Here is a 20,879-nt window from a genome sequence, read left to right on the forward strand (position 1 = left end):
CCCGGCAAGGGTTGCCGACGGCCACGCAGTTGGCTGGGATGTCCTTGACAACGACGCTGCCGGCACCGATAACTGAATTGTCGCCAATCGTCACACCTGGCACGACGCGCACGCCGCCGCCGATCCAGACGTTGTTGCCGACAGTGATCGGGTAAGCATATTCCAAGCCGCCGATCCGTCTGGCCACGTCCAAGGGGTGGCCGGAAGTGTAGAAGCCGCAGTCAGGTCCGATGTAGACGTTGTCGCCGAAGGTCACCCCGCCGGCGTCCAGGATGGTCAAGTTGTGGTTGGCGTAAAAGTGCTCGCCAACCTTGATGTTCCAGCCGTAGTCACACCAGAAATTCGGTTCAATGTGGCAGCTCTCTCCGCTTTGACCCAGGATCTCCTTCAAGAGCTCCTTTCTTTCTGCCCCCGCCGTCAGTTGGTTGTAACGGAGACACTTGGCCTTGCAGGCAGCCAGTTCAGCCATCAGTTTCTCATCCTGGCCTGGATTGTAGACCTGGCCGGCCAGCATTTTTTCCTTTTCAGTCATTTTTTCACCTGTTTTCTATTAGTTTATAGCTTCAGTTTAGCACGGCAAGTCATTTCTTATTTTGAAATTTTTGCCAAATATTTCTGGCTGACAAAAACAACAGATAGGCTGAATAGGCCAGCATCAAGGTGAAAATGACCCGGAAAAGAAAGTTGCCCGGATCCAGCCACAAGTTTCCGAAAACCACTAAACTGAACAAGGCATAGAAAAACTGGCAAAAATCCAACAGCGTCCTTCTCATCTTTTAAGCAAGCTCCCAAATTAATTGCCAGGCCACAGGAAGCGGATCGCAGTCTTTAATACGGCCGGGTTCTCCCGCAGACGGCTGTGCTGGGCATTCGGACCGGTGAATTTCTTTTCCCGGTAGCTCTTAGCCCGCGGGCTGACCAGATATCGCAGGGATCTGGTTGAAGAATTGTTGATCCGCCCGTCGGAATTGCTCCCGTCCAGCAGGTCGCCATATATGTTCAAAACGCGGGCTTTCGGGAAAATCTTCCGCAAAACCAGCAAGTGCCGGTATGTCTCACTCATCTTGAGCGGCCGGCCGTTCTTTCTGTCCGCGGACGTCTTCAGGCCTTGGCCGCGAACCCCATTATAGTGGCCGGCGATGCCGACCATCCTTTTAACCGTTGGGAAAGACTTCCGCCGGCCGTAATTGATCAGCATGTAGCTGATCGTCGTGTTCCCCATCGAGTGGCCGATCAGGTTCATCTGCGTGAACCGGTGAGTCTTTTCAACGGCTTTGATCGCCTGGTAGGCATACCAGGCGTCACGGTTGTAGTCAAGATTGCGGTTGTCCGCGAATCCGACCAGAATCAGCGGATTTTTGGCTTTGGCTGACAGGCTTGCGCTCAGTTTGACCTTGCCCGCGGCGTCAACCTGGGCCTTGATGATCTGCTTGCTGGCCCCGGATTGCTCTGCTGCCTTGGCAAAATATTCTTCTGCCTTGATGCTGGAGCTGTAGCCATGGATGAAAAAGGTTGGCCGCAGCTTGCGCTTTCTGCTAGTCGACGAGCTGGCTTGCGCTGCCGGGTGATGGTAACCGGTCAAGCCTGCCCCAAATAGGAGCCCACCGGCCAGAGCCAGGCTCAGGACAATTTTCTTGTATTTGCTCATACTGTTTTTATTTTTTCCTTTCTTAAAAAACACACTATTTTTCAAACTACACTATTTTTTTACACTATTATCTTAATTGTATGATTGTCGCTTTTTGGAGTCAATCTGCCTGACCGTTTGTTAACCAAGTTTTAACCAGCGCGGCGAAGCCGCGTTATTGTGGTATAATTATTGTAGTAACAATTAGGAAATTGAAAATAAAGGAGTCGAAGAAATGTATCCCCATCAAGAAGGCTTTGAAAACTGGTGCCGGGGCCCGCAGCGGCTCAGCCCCAAGTCAGTCGAAAATGCCGATTACTGCCTCAGCCATTTTTTTGCTTATGCCGCGGTGAATTTTCCCTCAAGTGAAGTCAACGACATCACTGCCAGCAACGTCCGTGACTACCTGCAGCAGCTGGCCAGCAAAGAAAAGCTGCAGGTCACGACCGTCAACAAGTACGTCAGCTACATCAAAAAGTATTTCTACTACCTGGCCCTGGCCGGGATCACCCCGACCTACCGCCTGCTGGATCTGAAAGGCTACTCTTTTGAAAGGCGGAAAACCTACGTGATCGGCTGGCCGGACCATTTGCCGGACCTTGTCCCCTGCGTCAAGCAGCCTTTGACCTTGTGGCTCATGCAGCTTTTTGCCCTGGGCTACCAAGCCAAAGAGCTCTTAAGCGTCAGATACAGCGACGTTAAGGATGATCTGGGCGAGATGAGCGATTACTTGACCGGGAGCCTTTCCTTTGAAAACAGCCCGGATCCTTACGTTTTTGCCTCAAGGTCAGGCGAGCCCTATGCCAGCAGCAACAATATCATGCAGCTGGTCAAAGCCGACAAGGACCTCCTCTCCCCCATGCCCTTGACCTTGACCAACCTCCGCTTGTCATACGTTTATTCCCTGATCAGCCAGCAGAAATATTCTGACAAGGAACTGCTGGAAATCCTGCGCTGCCCGCCCAAGCGCCTGGCTTACTACCAGTACAACGCGGCCCAGTGCAATCTGATCCGTTTTTCCGCGCAGATGCTAAAAAAGCAAGGGGCAAGTGACGCCCCCTTAAAAAAATAGGCTATAATAGGTTAATAGCCAATAAAAGGAGATTTTATAAAAATGAATAAAAACAAGAAGCAAGAAGCCGAAGAAGAAAGCTGGGGCAAGTTTTTCCGGGACGTCCTCGTCATGTTCCTCATTTTTGTCTCAATTTATTACGTAATCTTCTCCTTCTTCTTAGCTAATGAAGTTGTTTCCGGCCCATCCATGCAGCCGACTTTTGAAGACGGCGACCGCTTGATTGCCGTCCGCCACTTCACCCCGAAGAGAAACGACGTCGTGATCATCAAGGCGCCTGACGAGGCAAACGCCATGTACATCAAGCGGGTGGTCGGCCTGCCAGGCGATACGGTCCAATCCAAAAACGACGTTCTCTACATCAACGGCAAGAAGGTTGCCCAGCCGTACCTGAACAACAAGTACAAGAAGGCGGACAACCTGGCTGGGGTCAACTACACGAACGACTTCAAGGTCAAGCTGAAGAAGAACCAATACTGGGTCATGGGTGACCACCGCGACGTCTCCAAAGACTCCCGGAAGTTCGGGGCCATCAAACGGAGCTCGATCCTCAGCAAGGTGGTTCTGCGCTACTGGCCATTTACCCAGATCAGCACCAACTTCTATTAACAGCCTTAGTAAAGGGATACAAGCAAAACGAGTGTAAAAGAGAAAAAGAGCAGAGAAAATGAAAAACAAAAACAAACAGGCAGCTGCTGAAGAAGAAAGCTGGGGCAAGTTTTTCCGGGACGTCTTCGTCATGTTCCTGGTCCTTGTCTCCATCTACTATGTGGTCTTTTCCTTCTTCCTGGCCAATGAAGTAGTTTCCGGCCCATCCATGCAGCCGACTTTTGAAGACGGCGACCGCTTGATTGCCGTCCGCCAGTTTACTCCTAAGAGAAACGACGTGGTAATCATTAAAGCCCCCGACCAGCCAGGGGCCATGTACATCAAGCGCCTGATCGGCCTGCCGGGTGACACGGTCCAGTCCAAAAACGACGTCCTCTACGTCAACGGCAAGAAGATTGCCCAGCCATATTTGAACAACAAATACAAAACGGCTGATCATTTAGCTGGCATGACATATACTAATAACTTCAAAATCAAGCTGAAGAAGAACCAGTACTGGGTCATGGGCGACCACCGAGACGTCTCCAACGACTCCCGCCGCTTTGGGCCGGTTTCCCGGAGCTCCGTCTTAAGCAAGGTGCTGCTACGCTACTGGCCGGTCAACCAGATCAGCAGCAACTTTTACTAAAAAATTCTGAACTCCCCTCACCTTGTTTTAAAAAATGGTAAAATAAGTTTATAAAGGAGTGAAGATCAATGAAACCAGAAGAACTTTCGGACGCAATCATCGAATTTCAGAGCAAGCATGCTGTGAGCGACACTACCTTGGCTTTCGCCAGCCACCTCTCAGTTGAAAAGGTGCACGCCATGAAACAAGGACGCGGCAGCTTTACCAGCGATGAAATCAACCAGATGCTGGACTACCTCCAGAGCCAGATGTAAGCAGAGTCGAACCAAGCGGTTCGGCTTTTTCTTTGGTCATTTTCGGCTTTTGTTTCACGCTGACTATTTTACAATTTACGTAAAGTGTAAAATAGCAAAAAGCGCGTCAAATAAAGGAATAGGCCCCGTTTGTTCTTAACAGCTGCCATTTTTATCATTTAACTTTAACCAGTCATTTCCTCTAAGGAAGCCCGCTGTTAAGGGATTTTTCTCATTTAGAATGTAAGCCTTTTTCTGTCCTTTTTGTTTCACGGGCCCTTTTTACCCAGTACACGGCCAAGTTATTCACAGGCTGAAGAAAGCAAAACGAAGCTGCCCAAGGATGATTCCTTTGAGCAGCTTCGTTTTTTGATCTTTGTTTTTACTTGTTGCGTTCAGCTTGCAATTCTGACATCTTGATCATGACGTCGACAGCCTTCCACATTGATTCCAGGACCGTGTATTCGTAGCGGCCGTGCATGTTTTCTTCCCCGGCAAAAAGGTTCGGGCAAGGCAGGCCCATGTAGGTCAGCTGTGACCCGTCCGTGCCCCCTCTGACCGGTTCTTCGTTGATTTCGGTCATCCCGCATGCTCTGTAGGCATCCCGGGCCAGGTCGATGATTTCCATGTGCTTGGCCAGTTCGTCAGCCATGTTGTAGTACTGGTCCCACATCTTCAGCTTGATTCTTTCGCCATACTTGGCGTTCAAAGCCGCCACCTTCTCCTTGACCAGGTTCTTGCGGGCTTCCAGGCCGTCGCGCTTGAAGTCACGGATAATGTAGGCCATGTGGGTGTTGTCCACGGTCCCTGAGAAGTCCATCAAGTGGTAGAAGCCTTCCTCGCCTTCAGTCTTTTCCGGCACCTCGTCTTGCGGCAGGGAGTTCTGGAAATCGATCCCGACCTGGATGGCATTGATCATCTGCCCCTTGGCTACGGCCGGGTGCACGTTGACGCCCTGGATGTCCAGTTCAAACTGGGCAGCTGAGAAGGTCCCCCAGTCCAGCTTGCCCGGGCCTTCCCCGTCAACCGTGTAGGCAAAGGCGGCATTAAAGTCTTCCACGTCAAAGTGCTGAGCCCCGGTGCCGATTTCTTCGTCTGGGGTGAAGCCCAAGCGGATTTCCCCGTGCTTGATTTCCGGGTGAGCCAGCAGGTATTCGGCAAAAGTTACCAGTTCTGCATCCCCGCACTTGTCATCGCCGCCCAAAAGAGTGTCGCCGGACGCGGAAATGATAGTCTGCCCCTTGTACTTCTTCAGGTTCGGGAAGACGGCCGGATCCAGGAAGAATTCGCTGTCGCCCAGCTGGATCTTGCTTTCCCCGTCGTAGTTTTCAGTGATCTGCGGCTTGACGTTTTCAGAGTTGAAGTCGGCCGTGTCGCAGTGGGCCAAAAAGCCCATCACCGGAACCTCCCAGTCAACGTTTGAAGGGATAGTGGCAATGACCGTGCCGGCCTTTTCGTTGTAGTGAACGCCCTCTAAGCCCAATTCTTCCAGCTCCTTCATGATGACCATCTGGTAGTCCACTTCTCTTTGCGTGGACGGGAAGCGGTCGGCATGCTCGTCAGAGCGGGAGTTGATCTTGACGTACTTCAAAAATCTTGGCAGCAAACTTGGATATTCCATTTTTTCTCCTTTTTCTTTACATAAAAAATGATATTTCAATTAGTCAAAAATATTGTGGAAAGGATCAGTCGATACCGCGCTGATCAGGCATTCAAGGTCCCAGTCCTCTTCCTTCTGCCAGCTTACAAGACGCTTGGCAGCCTCGTACTTGAAGAGCTTCTCTGTGTAGTGGCCCGGATCCACAACCACCAGCCCAGAAGAGATCATGTCATGGCCGGTGTGGTAGTAGACGTCGCCAGTGATAAAGGCATCGCACTCATCTGCCAGGGCCTGCTTCCAGAACTTGTTGCCGTCGCCGCAGACAAAGGCCACGGTCTCAACCAGCTTGTCTTCGTCAGCGCAAATCAAGCGGACCATGTCCACGCCCATCTTGTCTTTGACATAGTGGGCAAAGTCCTTGGCAGGCATCGCTTCCGGCAGTCTGCCCTTGCGGCCGATGGCGATGCCGTCTTTGTCCGGAGCAAAACCGGTCACGTCAACCAGGCCCAGCTCTTGAGCCTGCCAGTCGCTTGACCCATCCTGAGCCTTGTCAGAATTGGTATGGATGGAGTAAACGGTGATGCCATTCGCGATGATCTTGGCGTACATGGCCTTTTGCGGGTCACTGTAGTCAAGATTGTTGACCGGGCGGAAGATCAAGGGGTGGTGGCTGACGATCAAGTCTGCCCCTCTTTGGATGGCTTCATCGACCACGTTTGGCCGCACGTCCAGAGTCACCAGGATCTTGTGAACCGGGCTTTCCAGGCTGCCGATCTGCAGGCCGACCGGGTCGCCTTCGCTAGCGATGGCTTCTGGAAAAGCCTCATTCAGTTTGGCAACGATATCTTTTACTTGAGTCATTTTTCTGCACCTGACAATTCTTCTTCGATCATGGCCAGCAGGTCTTCGATTTCTTTGATCCGGCCTTCATCCTTCTGCCGGGCCTTGTTCAAATTAGCCAGCAGCTTCTGGTAATAGGCTTCCTGCCCCCGCCACTTTTTATAAAAAACATCCGTCTTCTTCGCTAAGAGCAAGGGGCCGAATTCCTGCTCGCGGACGCTGAGCTCATGGATCCGGTCAGTCAGCCGCGCCTTGATCAGTTCATAGATGTGGCCAGCTTCATCGACGATGTCCTCAGCAACGATTTCATACTTGTTCTCCATCAGCCAGCGGCGGACGGTGTTTTCCCCGATGTTGGCCTCAAGGACCAGGGTCGGGTAATAAACGCCCCGGCCGGCCGCCTCAGCCAACAGGCTGACCATCAATTTGCCGCCCATGCCGGCGATGACGACCGTGTCAATTCCGTCTTCTTCCTTGATTGTCTCCAGGCCCGAGCCCAGGCGGGTTTCGATGGCATCTGCCAAGCCGGCCGAAGCGATGTCGGCTTTGGCATTGGCCAGAGGGCCGGCGGCAACGTCGCTGGCAATAGCGTGGCTGATCTTGCCGCTTTGAACCAGGCGGATCGGCAGATAGGCGTGGTCGGTGCCGATGTCGGCCACCCGGCTGCCCGGATCAACCATTTCGGCAAGTTTGTTAAGTCTTAAATTCATAAAGTTAAGCGCTCCTTTTTCCAAAACTAAATTTTATCATATTGACCGCCAGCCAAAGAGAGTTTCTGCAAAAAAATAATCCGCGTGCTATAATTAACAGAGGTTTTGTCTAGCTTAAACTAGTCAAGGAGGCAAAAAGACAGCAGATGGATCGAACAGAAGCAACTACTCTGACAAACATGTGCATGATCGTCGACGGCGACAAGGTCTTGACGATCGACCGGCTGGACCCCTTCTGGCCGGGCCTGGCTTTTCCAGGCGGCCACATTGAGCGGCATGAGTCCTTTCATGATTCCGTCGTCAGAGAAGTCAAGGAAGAAACCAATCTGGACATAGTTGACCCCCGCTTGGTCGGCTTCAAGCAGTTTTTTGACCAGCAGGACCGGCGCTACCTGGTATTTTTCTACCGGGCAGACAAGTTCTCCGGAACCGTGCGCTCCTCAAGAGAGGGCCGGCTGGAATGGGTCAAGATCAGCGACCTGCCCAAGCGGCAGCTGGCTTACAACTTTGACCGGGACCTTGAGGTCTTTTTGAACTCAGACATTGATGAACATTTGTTGTTAAACGAAAAGGATTTTCTGTATTAATGACCAAGAAGAGCAAGAAAAACAAAAAGAACAAGAAGAGCCGAAAACGCTTCTGGCCGGTCATCCTGATCTGCCTGATTTTCGCGGGCCTATTTGCCTTTGCCGGCGCCTACATCAACAACTACCCGCTGTCCAAGGACATCAAGCTGGTTGCTACCCGGCCAAAGGCCCTGAAGGCCAAGAAGACCTTGAGCCAGAAAGACATCTGGGGCTATCCTTTTGCCAAGTGCTACACCAAACAGATCAAGTACCTGTCCGGCCAGCGCTACGGCAAAACTGACATCTGCCGGCGGACCTACCCGAAGAAGTCCTACTTCCATGACGGCTGGGACTTCGGCTGGAGCGAGGTCGGCAACAAGGCCGCGGTCCTGGCGGTGCACCCGGGGACGGTCAAGAAGATCGGCTACTGCACGGGTCTGGGCTACTATGTCTGGGTCGTTTCCTCAGACGGCTACGTTGAAATCTACCAGGAAGGCTTTGCCAGCCGGTCAGACATCACGGTCAAGGCCGGCCAGAAGGTCAAGCTTGGCGACAAGCTGGGACGGTTGACCGCTTCCCACCTGCACCTGGGGGTCACCAAGACCAGCAGCGACTACATCACCAAGCACGGACAGCCTTACAAGAACTACGCGACCGACAACGGCACCTGGCTGAATCCGATGACGCTCATCCAGAACAGCCTGAAGAAGCAGCAGGAGACCAAGGAATACAATGAAAAGGTCGCCAGCTACAATGCCAAGGCAGCCAGCTACAACAGCACCCTGGCCAGCAAGAAGGCCAAGCTGAAATCAGAAGAAAGCAAGCACCTTTATCACTACGTAAAGAATTTTATCAAGTAAAAGCAAAAGACGATTGACAAGTGTCAGTCGTCTTTTTTATTTCTCTTGTTTTCCTTTTTCCAGGTCAAGGAGATACCTTTTGGCTTCAAGGCCCGCCGCGTACCCAGTCAGGCTCCCGTCAGCCCCAATGACCCGGTGGCAGGGAATCAGGATCAAGATTGGGTTGCAGTGGTTGGCCATGCCCACGGCCCGCGAAGCCTGCCTGCTCCCTGTCATCTGTGCCAGTTCCTTGTAAGTTCTGCTTTGCCCATAGGGAATCTGCCACAGCTGCTGCCAGACCTTTTTCTGAAAATCCGTTCCTTCCGGATTCAGCGGCAGGTCAAAGTCCTGCCTTTGCCCGGCAAAATATTCTGTCAGTTCCGCTTTGCAGGCCTTCACCAAGTCGCCTGAAGGGTCGCCGGGGATGATCCGGTCTGCCGGTACTTTGCCGGCGGCAGTCCGGTCTGCCGGCGAAAATGCGCGTAAAAAGTCGACATGTTTTCATAGCCCGCGGCCCCGGCTGCATCCAAAACGCTGGCCCCGGCCTGCAAGGCCTGCTTGGCGGCAGCAAGGCGCACCTGGACCAGATATTCCTTGGCGGGCATCTCGTAGTATTGCTTGAAGAGCAGCGACAAGCGCTTTTTGCTCGCGCCCAGCTCTTTCAATTTACTATCCAGCTCTTCCTGGTCGCTGAAATAGCGGTCAAAGGCGGCCTTGCCCGCTTCTGCCAGCTCACGGCCTGGGTCATAGGCAGGCAGGTCGGGCCGGCAGCGTTTGCAGGGACGGTAGCCAGCTGCTTCTGCTGCTTGCCGGGTCTTGAAATATTCAACATTGGCCCTTTTGGGAACTTTTGATTTGCAAGAAGGCCGGCAGAAGATTTTTGTTGTCTTCACGGCATAGTAAAACTTGCCGTCATAGGAAGGGTCACAGTCTCTTACCGCCTCCCACATTTCATCGTCCATCATAGTTTCCTCCTTGCCTTCGGCTGTCAAGCCTGCTTTTGATCTTCTATACGCAACTTTACCATAGATGCTGCCGTTTTTCTTCCAAAAATGGCAGTTGCAATTTTCGCGCTTTGCCATAAACCAAAAAATCCTTCCCTGGCTAGGAAAGAATTCTTGGCAAGTTCCTTATTGCCACCTATCTGATGACTTGTTTATAGCTGATTTCTTCGATCGTCGTCTGCTTGTAGGAAAGCCCGGCCTCATCCGTGGCCTGCTTTGAACTCGGTCAGCCAGAGTATGAGCCAGCGCGCGGGCTAAGTCATCCGGCTCCAGGAAAGCGTGCGTTTCTGTCAGCTTTCTGACATCTGCGGTCCACTTTCCCGTATTCCCGGGTCAGCAGAGCCAGAAAAATTTCTTCCTTGCCCTCAAAGTAGTTGTAAATGGACGGGCGGGACATAGAAGTTTCCTGGCTTGGGAAATTCCATTAGCCTTTGCTCTTATTCGAGAAATAAGCGTCCAGCACCTTAAGGCTGTCAGCGCGCAGAACGCCGGCTGTGACCTCTGGCTGCCAGAAAGAATGGTCAAAAACAATCTTGCTGCAATTGCAGCCTTCTTTTCCAAGTATCTTTTCCAGGTCGATATTGCTTGCGGCATAGACCAGCCGGCCAAGTTTCGTCCACACCATGGCGCCGCTGCACATGAAGCATGGCTCACAGCTGGAGTACATCGTGTATTCATGCAGATCGGTAATGCCGGTCTCGCCGCAGAACTTTCTGATCAAGCCGGTCTCGCCATGAAAGGACGGGTCATGCATGGTATAGATCTGATTCTCATTAGTGCAGACAACTTCCCCATCCTTTACCAAAACCGCGCCAAATGGCTCATTTCCATGTTCCGCTGCCGCCGCGGAAAGCGCGATTGCCTGCCGCATGTATTCTTCATCTGTCATCCTCAGCCCTCCACTTAACTATCTGCTTTGCTGCCCAGCAGGAATTTGCGTTCCATCTCTACGCGGGGGATGCCAACTTCGAAAAGTTCACTTAAGGTCACCTTAAAGCACTCCCGCTCATAAGAGACATTAATGACCGCCTTTCCTGCTCATGGTGTTCATTTTACCGAATAAAGGCCGCCTTGTACACTTTGCCGCTGCTGATCTTGCTTAGCGTTTGTTTTTGATGTTTAGCAGACCGGCCTTGGATTCTTCCAGGTCAAGGTTGGTCAGATACGGGATGGCTTCTTCAATTTGCTCATCTGAGAAATTCCACCATTCAAGCTCGTTTAAGAAATCGATTGTTTCTGGGTCGAAGCGGTAGCGGATGAGGCGGGCCGGGTTGCCGGCAACGATGGCGTAGTCTGGCACGTCTTTAGCAACAACCGCCCTGCTGCCGATGACGGCGCCGTTGCCGATCTTGACGCCTGGCATGATGGTCGCTCCCCGGCCGATCCAGACGTCGCTGCCAATCACCGTGTCCCCTTTGACTGGCATGTCTTCTGCCCGCATGCTGGAGCGGTCGTACCAGTCCTTTTTGACAGCCATGAAGGGGTAAGTTGAAATAGAGTTCATGGAGTGGTTGGCTGCCGGCATGATGAAGCGGACGCCGTTGGCAATGCTGGTGAAGCTGCCGAAAATCAGCTTGGCCCGGTCTTCCCGGTTGTAGAGGACACAGTCTTCTTCGAAGTCCTCTTCTGCTTTTTCCTTGGCGTAGTAAGTGTACTTTCCGGCAAAAATGTTGCTGCTTTTCACCATGTCTTTGAGGTAAATCATTTCTGTTTCTTTCATAGCTAGAGCTCCTTTCGTTGATGGTCATTATTATGCGCCAGAAAGGTATGAAAAGAAAAGCACAGTTTCAGCATATGTGTTGGATTTTGCAAAAAAATTTTCAAATCAAAAAAGGCAGCTGACTTTGTCAACCGCCTTTTTGCGATATTCAGTTACTGCTTGATCTGCTTGGCTGCTTCCAGGCCAGCGATGCGGCCGGAATTTACGGCAAAGCCCATGGTATTGCCTGGCAGGGTAAAGTTGTAGCTGTCGGCGTAGATGGTGTTGGCGTCAGATCCCGCACTGAAAAGGCCCGGGATAGCCTGGTCGTCATCATCCAGCACTTGGCAGTTTTCGTCGATCTTGACGCCGCCAACCGTGCCGTAGGCCCCGCTGTAGAACTTGCCGACCAGGAAGCCGCCCTCCCCCGTCAGCTTGTGCAGGTAGTCAGGATTCTTGAAGAATTCGCTGTCTTGGCCATGGTCACAATAGCTGTTGTAGTCGTCGATAGTCTTTTGAAGCTTTTCAACTGGAATATCCAGCTTGTCAGCCAGCTCTGCCACGCTGTCTGCCGTAATGATGGCTTCATAGCCGTTCTCTTCCGCCTTCTTGATTACTGGATCCAGCATCTTGAAGCCGGCAGCCGGGTGGACGATGTCCATGATGTCTGGGCCGTCTTCCTGGTACTTTTTCAAAATTGCCCGGTCCATGATGACGTAGGCATAGTGGCCTGGCTGCAGGAACATGGCGTTGCCGGAAAAAGTAGTATTGCCCAGCATGCCTTCATCCATGAAGCGGTCGCCCTTCTGGTTGATCATCAGGTTCGGCTGGCGCAGAACGCCGTCAGCGACCATGTATTCCAGGTTGTGCGGGAGAATATAGATCATTTCAACCGTATCGCCGTACTTCTGAGCCCCGGCATCCCACATCATCTTCAAGCCTTCGCCATTGATGCCAGGCACGTTGAAGGTGAAGAAGTCCTTGTCGAGGTTAAAGCCCTGCCGCTCTTTCAGCATTTCAGCATTTGACCCGTAGCCGCCGGTTGCGACGACAACGGCTTGGGCGTGAACAGTATATGCGGCATTTTCGCTTTCAGCAAGCAAGCCGGTTACCTTGCCATCTTCGGTTAACAGGCGCTTGACCGGCGTTTCCAGGTAGAACTTGACGCCCAGTTCTTCAGCCCGCTTGGTCAAGGCCTTGTTCATGGCTGAGGCGCAGCCTGGCCCGATCTTGCCATTTCCTGGATCAACGATGTGCCAGGTAGCGTTTGATTCCTTGAAATAGCGGAAGGCCCCGGCGAACTTGACGCCCATCTCTTCCAGCCAGTCGATGGTTGAGGCGGACTGCTTGAAGTAGCGGGCCACTAAGCGGCCGTTGACCCGGTAGTGGGTGTATTCCATCTGGTTCTTCAAGGCTTCGGCCACGGAGATTTCATTAAAGTTGGACTTTTGGATCTTGGTGTTGATTCCCAGCGGCCCCATGCCCATGTTGGCGGTCCCGCCAGTGATCTTTTCCTTTTCAAAAACCACGACCTTGACGCCTTGTTCAGCAGCAGAGACTGCCGCAGCCAAGCCGGCCGGGCCGGCGGCAACGATGGCCAGGTCGGTGGTTATTTCTTCTTTCGTCTTAGCCTGACTTTCTCCGCTGGCCTCCTGCAGGGCTTTTTTCACCGCGGTCATGATGGCGTTGGAAGAGACCGTGGCGCCAGACACGGCGTCAACTTCGGTTGACTGGGAGGCAATGATTTCGCTGGCGATGACGTCGTTAGCCTTGGACTGGTATTCGCCAGCCCCGACTAGGACGTCAACAGCGCTGATTTTCCCATCCGTGATGGTCGTTTCTACTTTGACCGGCCCGTGCAGGCCTTCTGCTTCCGTTTGGTATTTCCCGTCTTGGTATGACATGATTTTTCTCCTTGTTTCCTTACTCATTTCTTCTAACCGCTTACATTGTATCGTGAAAAAAGTATAATAGTAATTAAGCAAGGTATCTAAATTATTCGCAAAAAGTATCTTTTGCCAAGGAGAAAAAATGTTCATTCAGCAGAAAATTACCGACAGAATAGCGATCAGCCATGATTTTTTCAAAGAAGAAGCAGCGGCTAGTAAAAGCTCAGATTTTCACTTAGAACTGGTTGAGCTGCTCTCCCCCTGTCATGCGGTCTTGAACAACTTGCCCTGCCAGCTGGATTCATATGACATCGTGATCTCAAAGAAGCTGCCAAGGCTGGAATTTTTCAACCGGGAGCCATTCAGCCTGCGCCTGGTCAGTCTGGACTTCAAACGCCAGTCAGTGATCGACATGCTGACCATGGCCAATAATGGCTTGGTGCACGATGTGTTTAAGGACCTGGACGGTTCGGAAAGCTATATCCATTACACCGGTCTGGACAATCTAATCTGCCACGAAGCGCTGAATTTTTGCCAGAAAATTGCTGAGGACGGAGAAGACGACCGCTTCCTTGATTATGAACTGTCCCTGGCTTGCGCGGGCTTCTTGACGGAATTGTCCCGCCACTACCATGCCCGCGTCCGGCTGGATTCCTCGCGCTTTCCCAGCAGCAATGTCCACTACACCAATTCTAAAACCAGGACGGGGATGATCATGAATTATCTGGTCGCCAACATTCAAGACGTCACTTTGGAAAAAATGGCAGAATATTTCGGCTACCAGCCCAAGTACCTGTCACGCTTGATCAGGCAGCTGTTTGACCAAACTTTTACTCAGCTGAAGATGGAAACCCGGGTGGCGATCAGCAAGTCACTTTTGGAACTGACGACCAAGAGCATTGAGGAAATCAGCGAGATTGTGGGCTACCCCAGCGTGACTGCCTATTACCGCGCCTTTAAGCAGGTCGCCGGGATGACGCCGAGTGAGTACAGGAAATTTGCGCGGGAGGGATGACATGTGGGAGAACAAAAAATGGCTTCGGTGTGGTACCGAAGCCATTTTCACTTATTGCTTGTGCTTTTCGCTATGTTCTTAATCACCTTAAAAAACACCATTATTATACAAGTCTTGAACAGTTAGCAAAATTATTTAGTCCTATCAAGATAGAACTTCAGATATTCACGTAGGTGAGCTACTTGATCACGTTCCAAGTAAATCGTTAAATGATCCACCAAATCCAAACTGCGGTATAAATGAAATATTATTACTTCATGTGCTTGATCAAACTCTAACTCAACTGAAGGAACGTCAATTAGCGAGAAGTGTTCAGACACTTCATCGCCTTGGGGAAAAGTTTCAATGCGAGAGCACATGGTGTTTGGCCCATTGTAATACCATAACGGTGCAATTGTGAAAGCACAACTATCATTTCTGGTTACTCAAGCGTAAAATTGATCCACTCTGAGCTGTAATTACGCTTGTCTAGCTAGAAGTAGATCGTGAAATCATTGGGCATCAATTATAGATGCGGCAATAATGGGCCTCCTATCTCACTTACCTTAAACAGACATCAAGTTTTGCTTGATGGTATCTAGTTGCTCAAACAATTCAGTCAGTTTAGCAACTATTCGCTTCTGCTCTGCTAATGGTGGGAGAGGGATTGGCGTTGCCACAATTTTAGTTCTAGATATATTTGGTTGTGCTCCGCCTACGCCACTTTTAATAAACTTAGGCTTCATAAACATTAGATAGTCAAACAAGTACTTATTTGACACGCCTGTAAATGGAACACATGCGCAACAAGCTTGATTGGTAGTAGCTTCAATGTCCAATATTCCCAATTTTCCTATAGTTGCACCATACATAGCCAACAGAACACTACCTACCGGCTTAATCTTAACAGAGGTTTCTTTTAAAGCCTTTTCAGTTATATGTTGGTTTGCAACGGTGATGTGGGCATCATTTAAATCGCCCGTAAGAATCCAGGGAATTGTACCACCATTATAATACTCATGATTTGATTTTGAAGGTGTGGCGCCTGCTCCCCAATCTCCCACATCCCCTAATCTCACCCATGACCAGCTATCAGGAATTGCAAAAGGCTTCTCATCATCAGTGATCTCTGGAAGTTTCTTCCCCTTCTTGATCTTACCTTCTTTCACCAACTCTGCCTTTTCCGCTTTAATTTTCTCCAACAATTTGCTTGCCGGCTCATCACTAGGATCCTGCTCTACCAACTTGCCTTGCATTGCAAGGTCAAGCAATTTCGATCTCATTGCCTGTTCAAGATCTTGGAACTCAGCAACGTTCTTCTCAATCACATCGATCAGTTTAAACAACTCCGAAACCTTTACAGTGTATACCGCTTTCACGTGAAAGTAAACAGCTTTCATGACATTTAATTTTATTTTTTTCGCTGATCACTGGCCGAGAGCCCCGTCATAGCAGGCTTTGACGCGAGATTAGAAAATTAATAATTTTAAAAAAGCATATTCTTTAATATAAAGTATATGGTATTTCTATTTAGTGACACAGTTGTTTTAAAATAATGGTCTGTATCTTGTTTCTCTACATCTTAGCAGCTGCCTTCATCCTGATTCGATTCTTTTTTGCGAATAAAAAATAAGGGAAATGTCATTTTTCTCTTGAAATAGTTTTCAAGACCAATTATAATCATTCTCGTAAGCGGTTACTTACATAGATGTGGAAATTGCAAGCAAATTGCAAAAGTAATGAAAGATACCGAAAACACAAAATGGAGGTTTGTTCAATGTACTCTGCTAAAATGCCGGAAGGCTTTTTATGGGGCGGCGCTGTTGCCGCTCACCAGTTAGAAGGTGCCTGGGACGTCGGTGGCAAAGGCGTTTCAGTCGCTGACGTGATGACCGTGGGTTCCGCAACCAAGCCGCGGGAAATCACCGACGGCGTTCTGCCGGGAAAGAACTACCCGAACCACTCCGCCATTGACTTTTACCACCACTATAAAGAAGACATCAAGCTTTTGGCAGGCATGGGCTTTAAGGCCTTCAGAACCTCCATTGCCTGGACCAGAATCTTCCCTAACGGTGACGATGAGCAGCCAAGCGAAGAAGGCTTGAAGTTCTACGACGACTTGTTTGATGAAATGCACAAGTACGGCATCGAACCAGTCATCACCTTAAGCCACTTCGAAATGCCTTTCAACCTGGCCAAGAACTACGGCGGCTTCACCAACCGCAAGACCATCGACTTCTTTGTCCGCTTCGCTGAAGTCTGCTTCAAGCGCTACAAGGACAAGGTCAAGTACTGGATGACCTTCAATGAAATCGACAACCAAAGTGCCTTCAACAACGACTTTTTGATGGCTACCAACTCCGGCATCCTCTTTAAAGACGGCATGACCGATGAAGAAAAAGAAGCAGCCATGTACCAGGCTGCCCACTACGAATTCGTTGCCAGCGCCTTGGCAGTCAAGATCGGTCACAAAATCAACCCTGACTTCAAGATCGGCTTGATGATCAACTACTCACCGGTTCGTCCGCTGACTTCAAGTTCAGCTGATGCCCTTTTGGCTGACAAGTTTGAACAGCACCGGGACTTCTTCTCAGACGTCCAAGTCTTCGGTGAATACCCGAAGGCGGTTGAAGCTTATATTGAAAAGCATGGCTACCGGCCAGACATTACCGATGAAGACCGCATCGTCCTCAAGGAAGGCACTGTAGACTACGTTGCCTTCTCCTACTACCAATCAACCACTGTTTCCAGCGAAAAGGTTACGGCAGACGAATTAAGCGACCTGGAAAAGGCCGTTGCCGTCAACCCGACTTTGGAACGGTCTGACTGGGGCTGGGAAATCGACCCGGTTGGTCTTCGCCTTTCCTTAAACCACTTGACTGACCGCTACCACCTGCCGCTGTTCATCGTTGAAAACGGCCTGGGAGCCTACGACAAGGTTGAAGACGGTAAGATCCACGACCCTTACCGCGTTGACTACCTCAAGAAGCACATCAGCGAAATGGAAAAGGCCGTTGCCATCGACGGCGTCGACTTGATGGGCTACCTGCCATGGGGGCCAATCGACCTGGTTTCCGCCGGAACCGGCCAGATGGACAAGCGCTACGGCTTCATCTACGTCAACAAGAATGACGAAGGCGTTGGCGACCTCAGCAGAACTCCAAAGGACTCCTACTACTGGTACAAGAAGGTCATCGCTTCCAACGGGACCGACCTGGACTAACATTTCAGACAGCAAGCAAAAAGCATTCAAAGATCGTTTGCAAATGATCTCTGAATGCTTTTTTGTTCTCTACTTAAAATGACTGGTGTAAGCCGGCTCCTTGAAGTCCTCCTGCCCTTTCAGCCAGGCCAGGACCTGTTTGGCCAGCTCCTGGGTCATCCCGGTTGAAGCGGCAATCTGCGCTTTGCTGATGCCGTCGACGTGCACGCCGGCGCAGACGCACAAGTTGCCTGGCAGCCTGTCTCTGACCTCGCTGGCAAAAACCCTGGCTAAAAGGATGTCCTTGTGAAAACGGCCGTCATGGCTGTAAAATTTCAGCTCCTTGACCTCGCCGCTGGCGTGGTCGTAAGTCAAAACTCCGCCTAAATGCGGCACGTCTCCGCCCAGCAGGTTGACCAGCAGGTCCTTATTGGCCAACTCAACCTCGGCGCTGATTTCATAGCCCTCCTGGCTGACCGTGAATACCTTTTTCTTGCTCATGCCTGCTTCTCACCCCACCTTTTGGCAAAATTGCTGGAGATGCCCAAATTGTCCAACACCCGCATGTTCGTTTGATCCAGCAGGTCCTGGATCGTCTCCGGCCGGCTGTAAAAAGACGGAATCGGGGGAATAATCTGCACGCCCAGCCGGGCCAGTTTCAAAAGGTTCTCCAGGTGAATCGCCGACAGCGGGGTCTCGCGCGGCATCAGAATCAGCTTGCGCTGCTCCTTGATCATCACCCCGCTGGCCCGCATGATCAGGTCCTGGTCCAGACCCAGGGAGATCCCGGCCACTGTCTTCATGCTCGCCGGCACGACGACCATCCCATCGACTTGGAAAGAGCCTGATGAAATGGCAGCTGCCAGATTCTGGTTGTCGGCAACCTGGTCGGCCAGGCTGGCAACTTCTTCAACGGTATAGTCAGTCTCGATCACAATGTTCTGCTTGGCCCAGTCGCTCATGACCAGCCAAGTTTCAATGTCTGGCATTTTCTGCAACTTTTTCAGCAGGTCAATGCCGTAGATCGACCCGCTGGCCCCGGTAATGGCAACTACGATTCTTTTCATCAAGCTCATTCCTGTTTAATCCAAATACTTCTTCCAGTCAGCGACTTCCTTGAAGTGCGCTCTTTCAAACTGGTCCTTCATGTCAAACGGCACAGTGCCGTCGATCACCGTCTTGGAGCTCATCCCGCGGAAGCGGATGGACTTCGGGTCGTATTCCGGCCTCTCTGACGGGTCAAGCGGGTGGTTCCGCATCCCCGACAGCACCATCAAGTCCATGTCTCCCTGGAAGCGGGTATTCATCGTCCAGACAACGTCGTTCATGTCAAAAATGTCAACGTCTTCGTCAACCAGCCAGACGGTCTTCAGTTCCTTGAAGGCGGAGAAGGCCAGGATGGCTGCCTGGCGTTGGATCCCTTCGTCAGCTTCGTTGTCCTTGTGGATCTGCATGATGGTCATCAGCTTGCCGCCACCTGCTGGCGGGTTGTAGACGTTGACCACCTTGCCTGGAATCGCCTTGTCGACCAGTTCCAGGATGGAAGCTTCCGTAGGAATCCCGGCCATGGACACGTGCTCTTCGCTCGGCCCGATTACGCTTTGCATGATCGGGTTTTCCCGCCGGCAGGTCACTGCCTTGACCTTGACCAGGTTGACGGCCGGGTTGGCATCCCCGTTGTAGCCTGGGAATTCTGGCATGGCGTGGCCGGTGTGGGTGTTGATGTCTTCAACGATCGTTTCGTTAGGCATGATTTCCGCTTCAATGACGTATTCTGCCCGGGCCAGGGCCTGTTCGTCAACGGCCACCCCGTCAACCAGCTGCACCGGTTCCTGGCGCAAGGCACCGGCAACGTCCAATTCGTCATAGCCCAAAGGAGTTGTCGGCGGTTCAAAGGTAGCGCCAATCGTTACGGCTGGGTCCAGGCCAATGTTGATCGTGATCGGCATCGGCTTGCCCAGTTTTTCGAATTCCTTTTGGAAGTGGCCAATGTGCCGGCCGCCCGGCATGATGTACATCCCCATCGTGTCCTTGCCTTCAATGCAGATCCGGTGGATCGTCACGTCGGTCATGGACTTGTCAGGCATTGACCCCTTGACCAGGCCGCAGGTAATGTAAGGGCCGGCGTCATATTCGGTGTTGGTCGGCGCCGGAACCAGCTTGCGCAGGTCAAAGTCCGGGTCACTGGCCAGGTGCACGACTTCTTGAACCGGAGCTTCTTCTCTGGAAACCGTAACCGGGTGGACCGGATTTTCAACGGCATCTTTCAAAAAGCGGCCCAGGGTCTTCCAGTCATGGTGGAGGATCTTGCCGACCCGCTTTCTGGAAGCCATCAGCCCGATCAAGACTCTGGTGTTGTCAAAGCCCTTCAGGTTGTTGAACATCATGGCCGGACCTTCCTTGGTCGGGCGCTCGACCGTCCCGCCAGCGCCGATGTAGCGGTAGACGCCGGAAATTTCTGCGTCAGGGTCGATGGCAACATTGCTTTCATGGTAGTTCTCTGGATCGTCGGCAATTTCGCGCAAGACTTTGCGCAGATCCCATGGATCAGTAATTTTTTCGGACATTTTTTTGCTCCTTTGCTTTTGGTATTTATCTGTCTTTACCTGTCATTGTAGATTTCCCGTGAAAGACTTGCAATTCTAAGTCGCCGCCGATCTATTCCGAATCGGAATCCTTCCCTTCAGCCTGCCACTCTTTCATCATCTGCCAAAAAAGCTGCTGGGTCTGATTGTGGCGGCCCTTCATCCGGACTAAGCAGAGCTGGCTTTTGATCTGTTCTTTCAGCTCCAGGCGCTTGAGGCCCTGCAGCTGGCCCTGGGAAACTGATTTTTTCATCAAGAGGGCGATTCCCAGCTGCTGGCGCACCATGTCCAGGATGGCCTCAATTCTTTCGCCGTGATAGAAGAATTCCGGCTCATAGCCCGCCTGCCGGCAGGCCTGCGTGATGATCGCTTCAAAGTAGGTCCGCTCCCCCAGAGTCAAGAAGCGCTCCCCATTCAGGTCGCTCAGCCCAACCTTATCCCGCTTTGCCAGCGGTGAATTTTCGGCCACGAACAGGGCCAGTTCGTCATCCTCAAAGGCGATGTATTCGGCTTGTTGGTCGAATTTGCTGTCCCATTTGCGCAAAAAAAGCAGGTCCTGCGGATGGCGCAGCTTTTTGGCCAAATCGCTGGACTCACCCTCATGAAAAACAAGTTCAACTTCCGGATGCTGGTTCATAAACCGCGTCACTGCTTTGAAAAAGTCGTAGTTGGTCATCGTCGGGATGGCATACAAATCGAGCGTCTTGACCTGTTCTTGGCGGCAGTCTTCAACCGCCTGGTCAAAGCGGCGGCTGCTTTCAACCACCTGGCGGGCAAACGGG

General features: G+C 51.4%; 22 protein-coding genes and 2 pseudogenes. 8 read left to right on the top strand and 16 right to left on the bottom strand.

The window, feature by feature from the left end; all coding sequences use genetic code 11:
• Together lacNas_RS02695 and lacNas_RS02700 are read right to left on the bottom strand one after the other, a co-directional pair.
• Positions 1 to 532: sugar O-acetyltransferase (locus lacNas_RS02695; RefSeq protein ID WP_201346565.1), on the bottom strand; the 532-nt coding region annotated here is incomplete at its 3' end.
• 261 nt (positions 533 to 793) lie between these two features.
• Positions 794 to 1,648 (bottom strand): alpha/beta hydrolase, encoded by an 855-nt coding sequence (locus lacNas_RS02700; protein ID WP_201330670.1) that lies wholly within the window; start codon positions 1,646 to 1,648, stop codon positions 794 to 796.
• Between the two features lie 214 nt (positions 1,649 to 1,862).
• Here lacNas_RS02700 and lacNas_RS02705 point away from each other — a divergent pair, with 214 nt between their 5' ends.
• The 4 genes from lacNas_RS02705 (at position 1,863) to lacNas_RS02720 (ending at position 4,190) form a co-directional block, all read left to right on the top strand.
• Positions 1,863 to 2,699, top strand: a complete 837-nt coding sequence (locus lacNas_RS02705; protein WP_201330671.1) for a site-specific integrase — start codon at positions 1,863 to 1,865, stop codon at positions 2,697 to 2,699.
• Positions 2,700 to 2,741: 42 nt separating this feature from the next.
• Complete coding sequence (gene lepB / locus lacNas_RS02710) at positions 2,742 to 3,308, top strand: signal peptidase I (protein ID WP_201330672.1); 567 nt, start codon at positions 2,742 to 2,744, stop codon at positions 3,306 to 3,308.
• Positions 3,309 to 3,366: 58 nt separating this feature from the next.
• Positions 3,367 to 3,936: a signal peptidase I gene (lepB, locus tag lacNas_RS02715; RefSeq protein ID WP_201330673.1), complete on the top strand. Its 570-nt coding sequence runs from the start codon at positions 3,367 to 3,369 to the stop codon at positions 3,934 to 3,936.
• Between the two features lie 68 nt (positions 3,937 to 4,004).
• Positions 4,005 to 4,190, top strand: coding sequence for an LBP_cg2779 family protein (locus tag lacNas_RS02720; RefSeq protein WP_201330674.1), 186 nt, complete (start codon positions 4,005 to 4,007; stop codon positions 4,188 to 4,190).
• 361 nt (positions 4,191 to 4,551) lie between these two features.
• On the opposite strand, the gene pepT is transcribed toward lacNas_RS02720, so the two are convergent.
• From pepT to lacNas_RS02735, 3 genes are read right to left on the bottom strand one after another with little or no spacing between them, the layout of a single operon-like run.
• On the bottom strand, positions 4,552 to 5,790 hold the full coding sequence (gene pepT / locus lacNas_RS02725; RefSeq protein ID WP_201330675.1) for a peptidase T: 1,239 nt from the start codon (positions 5,788 to 5,790) through the stop codon (positions 4,552 to 4,554).
• A gap of 39 nt (positions 5,791 to 5,829) precedes the next feature.
• On the bottom strand, positions 5,830 to 6,630 hold the full coding sequence (locus lacNas_RS02730; protein WP_201330676.1) for a Nif3-like dinuclear metal center hexameric protein: 801 nt from the start codon (positions 6,628 to 6,630) through the stop codon (positions 5,830 to 5,832).
• The gene (locus tag lacNas_RS02735; RefSeq protein ID WP_201330677.1) at positions 6,627 to 7,319 is read right to left on the bottom strand and encodes a tRNA (adenine(22)-N(1))-methyltransferase; all 693 of its coding nucleotides are present in this window, start codon (positions 7,317 to 7,319) and stop codon (positions 6,627 to 6,629) included. Before lacNas_RS02735 ends, lacNas_RS02730 begins: the two co-directional genes overlap by 4 nt.
• Before the next feature lie 146 nt (positions 7,320 to 7,465).
• Here lacNas_RS02735 and lacNas_RS02740 point away from each other — a divergent pair, with 146 nt between their 5' ends.
• A complete protein-coding gene (locus lacNas_RS02740; RefSeq protein ID WP_201330678.1) occupies positions 7,466 to 7,906 on the top strand; it encodes an 8-oxo-dGTP diphosphatase in 441 nt (146 codons plus the stop codon).
• Positions 7,906 to 8,745 (top strand): M23 family metallopeptidase, encoded by an 840-nt coding sequence (locus tag lacNas_RS02745; protein WP_201330679.1) that lies wholly within the window; start codon positions 7,906 to 7,908, stop codon positions 8,743 to 8,745. Before lacNas_RS02740 ends, lacNas_RS02745 begins: the two co-directional genes overlap by 1 nt.
• Positions 8,746 to 8,781: 36 nt before the next feature.
• Here lacNas_RS02745 and lacNas_RS02750 read toward each other — a convergent pair.
• The 6 genes and pseudogenes from lacNas_RS02750 to lacNas_RS02775 form a co-directional block, all read right to left on the bottom strand.
• Positions 8,782 to 9,132: pseudogene (locus lacNas_RS02750) on the bottom strand (methylated-DNA--[protein]-cysteine S-methyltransferase); the annotation flags it as partial.
• The gene (locus tag lacNas_RS02755) at positions 9,120 to 9,806 is read right to left on the bottom strand and encodes a bifunctional transcriptional activator/DNA repair enzyme AdaA (protein WP_373868157.1); all 687 of its coding nucleotides are present in this window, start codon (positions 9,804 to 9,806) and stop codon (positions 9,120 to 9,122) included. The pseudogene lacNas_RS02750 and the gene lacNas_RS02755, both read right to left, overlap by 13 nt.
• 181 nt (positions 9,807 to 9,987) lie before the next feature.
• Positions 9,988 to 10,128, bottom strand: a pseudogene (locus lacNas_RS14560) (hypothetical protein); the annotation flags it as partial.
• Between the two features lie 24 nt (positions 10,129 to 10,152).
• Positions 10,153 to 10,617 carry a nucleoside deaminase gene (locus lacNas_RS02765; protein ID WP_201330682.1) on the bottom strand — a complete coding sequence of 155 codons (465 nt, stop codon included), beginning with the start codon at positions 10,615 to 10,617 and terminating at the stop codon, positions 10,153 to 10,155.
• 210 nt (positions 10,618 to 10,827) lie between these two features.
• Positions 10,828 to 11,448 carry a CatB-related O-acetyltransferase gene (locus tag lacNas_RS02770; protein WP_201330683.1) on the bottom strand — a complete coding sequence of 207 codons (621 nt, stop codon included), beginning with the start codon at positions 11,446 to 11,448 and terminating at the stop codon, positions 10,828 to 10,830.
• A gap of 152 nt (positions 11,449 to 11,600) precedes the next feature.
• The gene (locus lacNas_RS02775; protein ID WP_201330684.1) at positions 11,601 to 13,331 is read right to left on the bottom strand and encodes an FAD-dependent oxidoreductase; all 1,731 of its coding nucleotides are present in this window, start codon (positions 13,329 to 13,331) and stop codon (positions 11,601 to 11,603) included.
• Between the two features lie 127 nt (positions 13,332 to 13,458).
• Between lacNas_RS02775 and lacNas_RS02780 the strand changes: the two genes are divergently transcribed.
• The gene (locus tag lacNas_RS02780) at positions 13,459 to 14,331 is read left to right on the top strand and encodes a helix-turn-helix transcriptional regulator (protein WP_201330685.1); all 873 of its coding nucleotides are present in this window, start codon (positions 13,459 to 13,461) and stop codon (positions 14,329 to 14,331) included.
• 545 nt (positions 14,332 to 14,876) lie between these two features.
• Here lacNas_RS02780 and lacNas_RS02785 read toward each other — a convergent pair.
• Positions 14,877 to 15,656, bottom strand: coding sequence for a restriction endonuclease subunit S (locus lacNas_RS02785; RefSeq protein WP_244660654.1), 780 nt, complete (start codon positions 15,654 to 15,656; stop codon positions 14,877 to 14,879).
• 431 nt (positions 15,657 to 16,087) lie between these two features.
• Here lacNas_RS02785 and lacNas_RS02790 point away from each other — a divergent pair, with 431 nt between their 5' ends.
• Complete coding sequence (locus lacNas_RS02790) at positions 16,088 to 17,533, top strand: 6-phospho-beta-glucosidase (protein ID WP_201330686.1); 1,446 nt, start codon at positions 16,088 to 16,090, stop codon at positions 17,531 to 17,533.
• A 69-nt stretch (positions 17,534 to 17,602) separates the two neighbouring features.
• On the opposite strand, the gene lpdD is transcribed toward lacNas_RS02790, so the two are convergent.
• The 4 genes from lpdD to lacNas_RS02810 all read right to left on the bottom strand — a co-directional run.
• Positions 17,603 to 18,013, bottom strand: a complete 411-nt coding sequence (gene lpdD / locus lacNas_RS02795; protein WP_201330687.1) for a prenylated flavin chaperone LpdD — start codon at positions 18,011 to 18,013, stop codon at positions 17,603 to 17,605.
• Positions 18,010 to 18,579, bottom strand: coding sequence for a UbiX family flavin prenyltransferase (locus tag lacNas_RS02800; protein ID WP_201330688.1), 570 nt, complete (start codon positions 18,577 to 18,579; stop codon positions 18,010 to 18,012). The genes lpdD and lacNas_RS02800 overlap by 4 nt, the downstream gene beginning before the upstream one ends.
• Before the next feature lie 15 nt (positions 18,580 to 18,594).
• Positions 18,595 to 20,079: a UbiD family decarboxylase gene (locus lacNas_RS02805; RefSeq protein WP_201330689.1), complete on the bottom strand. Its 1,485-nt coding sequence runs from the start codon at positions 20,077 to 20,079 to the stop codon at positions 18,595 to 18,597.
• Positions 20,080 to 20,170: 91 nt separating this feature from the next.
• A partial coding sequence (locus lacNas_RS02810) for a LysR family transcriptional regulator substrate-binding protein (protein WP_201346566.1) occupies positions 20,171 to 20,879 on the bottom strand: 709 nt, incomplete at its 5' end.

The sequence above is a fragment of the Lactobacillus nasalidis genome, assembly GCF_016587775.1.
GTDB classification, from domain to species: Bacteria; Bacillota; Bacilli; order Lactobacillales; family Lactobacillaceae; genus Lactobacillus; species Lactobacillus nasalidis.

What these genes read in the sequence shown, in the direction of transcription:
- lacNas_RS02700 (WP_201330670.1), bottom strand. Translation starts at nt 1,648, where the DNA reads ATGAGCAAATACAAGAAAATTGTCCTGAGCCTGGCTCTGGCCGGTGGG.
- lacNas_RS02705 (WP_201330671.1), top strand. Translation starts at nt 1,863, where the DNA reads ATGTATCCCCATCAAGAAGGCTTTGAAAACTGGTGCCGGGGCCCGCAG.
- lepB (WP_201330672.1), top strand. Translation starts at nt 2,742, where the DNA reads ATGAATAAAAACAAGAAGCAAGAAGCCGAAGAAGAAAGCTGGGGCAAG.
- lepB (WP_201330673.1), top strand. Translation starts at nt 3,367, where the DNA reads ATGAAAAACAAAAACAAACAGGCAGCTGCTGAAGAAGAAAGCTGGGGC.
- lacNas_RS02720 (WP_201330674.1), top strand. Translation starts at nt 4,005, where the DNA reads ATGAAACCAGAAGAACTTTCGGACGCAATCATCGAATTTCAGAGCAAG.
- pepT (WP_201330675.1), bottom strand. Translation starts at nt 5,790, where the DNA reads ATGGAATATCCAAGTTTGCTGCCAAGATTTTTGAAGTACGTCAAGATC.
- lacNas_RS02730 (WP_201330676.1), bottom strand. Translation starts at nt 6,630, where the DNA reads ATGACTCAAGTAAAAGATATCGTTGCCAAACTGAATGAGGCTTTTCCA.
- lacNas_RS02735 (WP_201330677.1), bottom strand. Translation starts at nt 7,319, where the DNA reads ATGAATTTAAGACTTAACAAACTTGCCGAAATGGTTGATCCGGGCAGC.
- lacNas_RS02740 (WP_201330678.1), top strand. Translation starts at nt 7,466, where the DNA reads ATGGATCGAACAGAAGCAACTACTCTGACAAACATGTGCATGATCGTC.
- lacNas_RS02745 (WP_201330679.1), top strand. Translation starts at nt 7,906, where the DNA reads ATGACCAAGAAGAGCAAGAAAAACAAAAAGAACAAGAAGAGCCGAAAA.
- lacNas_RS02755 (WP_373868157.1), bottom strand. Translation starts at nt 9,806, where the DNA reads ATGGCAAAGCGCGAAAATTGCAACTGCCATTTTTGGAAGAAAAACGGC.
- lacNas_RS02765 (WP_201330682.1), bottom strand. Translation starts at nt 10,617, where the DNA reads ATGACAGATGAAGAATACATGCGGCAGGCAATCGCGCTTTCCGCGGCG.
- lacNas_RS02770 (WP_201330683.1), bottom strand. Translation starts at nt 11,448, where the DNA reads ATGAAAGAAACAGAAATGATTTACCTCAAAGACATGGTGAAAAGCAGC.
- lacNas_RS02775 (WP_201330684.1), bottom strand. Translation starts at nt 13,331, where the DNA reads ATGTCATACCAAGACGGGAAATACCAAACGGAAGCAGAAGGCCTGCAC.
- lacNas_RS02780 (WP_201330685.1), top strand. Translation starts at nt 13,459, where the DNA reads ATGTTCATTCAGCAGAAAATTACCGACAGAATAGCGATCAGCCATGAT.
- lacNas_RS02790 (WP_201330686.1), top strand. Translation starts at nt 16,088, where the DNA reads ATGTACTCTGCTAAAATGCCGGAAGGCTTTTTATGGGGCGGCGCTGTT.
- lpdD (WP_201330687.1), bottom strand. Translation starts at nt 18,013, where the DNA reads ATGAGCAAGAAAAAGGTATTCACGGTCAGCCAGGAGGGCTATGAAATC.
- lacNas_RS02800 (WP_201330688.1), bottom strand. Translation starts at nt 18,579, where the DNA reads ATGAAAAGAATCGTAGTTGCCATTACCGGGGCCAGCGGGTCGATCTAC.
- lacNas_RS02805 (WP_201330689.1), bottom strand. Translation starts at nt 20,079, where the DNA reads ATGTCCGAAAAAATTACTGATCCATGGGATCTGCGCAAAGTCTTGCGC.